This window comes from Variovorax sp. Root473 (genome assembly GCF_001426505.1).
In the GTDB taxonomy this organism is placed as follows: domain Bacteria; phylum Pseudomonadota; class Gammaproteobacteria; order Burkholderiales; family Burkholderiaceae_C; genus Variovorax.
Genome location: NZ_LMEV01000017.1, coordinates 404992 through 406719, shown reverse-complemented (window position 1 = coordinate 406719; position 1728 = coordinate 404992). Strand labels below are relative to the sequence as shown.

Sequence of the window (1728 nt, the reverse complement as noted above, 5' to 3'; positions counted from 1 at the left end):
GGCCATGCAGCTGCGCAGCGCCTCGTGGCGCACCGCAGCGCCCTTGGGCTTGCCGGTGGAGCCGGAGGTGTAGATGACATAGGCCAGGTGCTCGCCATGCAGCGCGACCTGGGGATTGGTGTCGGGCTCGCTCGAGACATCGAGGCTGTCGACTTCCAGCATGGTGAGGCCGGCATGTGGCGCGATGAGCTCGCGGGTGGCCCGGTGGCTCAGCACCAACTCGATGCCGCTGTCCTCCACCATGTACGCCAGCCGCTGCACCGGGTACTCGGGGTCCAGCGGCAGGTAGGCACCGCCGGCCTTCAGGATCGCCAGGATGCCCACCACCATCTCGATGGAGCGCTCCATCACGATGCCCACGCGCATGTCCGGCCGCACACCCAGCGCGATCAGACGATGAGCCAGGCGGTTCGCACGCGCGTTCAGTTCANATGCCGCGCAATGCTGTGATGCACCAGTTCCACGCCAGGCTCCTGCTGCGCGTTCACGCTCCATTGCGTGAGCCAGCGCATCTCCTCTCCCGACAACAGATCGAGCTCGCACACGCGCTGCTGCGACGCTGTGGCCAACGCCTCCACGATGGCGCGAACGGCCGCATGCATGAAACCGCACACGCGCCGTGCATCGACCGATTCATGCACCTGCGCGGTCAGCGAGAAGCCGTCGCCTCGGTCGTCCACCGACATGTCGAACGGATAGTTGCTGTGCTCCTGTCCGCCGAGGAACTCGATGCCTTGCCAGGCGGCGGCCTCCTTCTTCTCGACCGCGGCGCTGTAGCGATAGTTCAGCAAGGCCGAGAACAGCGGCGTGCTCCCCGGCAATGCACTGCAGCGCTGGGCGAGCGACAGGCTGGCGTGCTCGTGGTGCAGCAGTTGCGTGAGTGCTGCATGTGTCTCCTGCACGCAGTGCGCCACACCGAGCGCACCCAGCCTGATGCGCAGCGGGAGCGTGTTGATGAACAGTCCCAGCGCGCGGTCCGCGCCCGCGCCCGACTGCATGCGGCCGAACAGCACCGTGCCGAACACCACGTCGTTCCTGCCGGTCGCCTTGGCCAGCACCAGCGCCCATGCGAGATGAAAGAGCGATGCCGCACTCACACCGTGGCGCCGCGCCTCGTGCCGCAGCGAGACGGCCAGCTCGGCCTCCAGCACCAGTTCGGCTTTTTCGGCGCGGGCGCCATCGCCTCGCACATCCCGCAGCTCGAAGGGCGTCGTGGGTTCGTCCACGTCGCCGAGCATCCGGGTGAAGAAGGCCTCGTGTTCGGCCTGGCTCACGCCCAGCCGGGTCTGCGCCACGAAACGGCGGAACGGCACGGGCGCGGGCAACGCGTCGGGGCCATGGCTCGCCAGCAGGCCGATTTCCTCGACGATCAGTTCCAGCGTGGCATGGTCGAGCACCAGGTGGTGGCTCGGCAGTTGCAGCAGCCAGCGCCGGTTGTCCGCGTCCTCGGCGGCAATGGCCCGGATCATCGGTGCGCGGCGCACGTCGATGCGGCGCCGGCCTGCATCGGCCGTCAGGCGGGCGGCCACGTCCTCGCCGGCCGACACGTCCAGCCATTCGAGAGCCAGTTGTGCCTCTCGCCACACGACCTGCACGGGCACGGACAGGGACTCCCACAGCACGGCGGTACGCAGGATGTCGTGGCGTGCGATCACCTGGTTCAGGTTGCCAACGAAATCTTCCAGCCGCTGCTTCGATGCGAAGGAAAGCAACTGCGGCGTGATGTAG

General features: G+C 67.7%; 1 protein-coding gene and 1 pseudogene. Both read right to left on the bottom strand.

The window, feature by feature from the left end; genetic code table 11:
- Nucleotides 1–430: pseudogene (locus ASD34_RS27550) on the bottom strand (AMP-binding protein); the annotation flags it as partial.
- 1 nt (nucleotide 431) lies between these two features.
- Nucleotides 432–1728 (bottom strand): condensation domain-containing protein (locus ASD34_RS27545; protein ID WP_235510082.1); only part of this gene is annotated, 1297 nt, incomplete at both ends.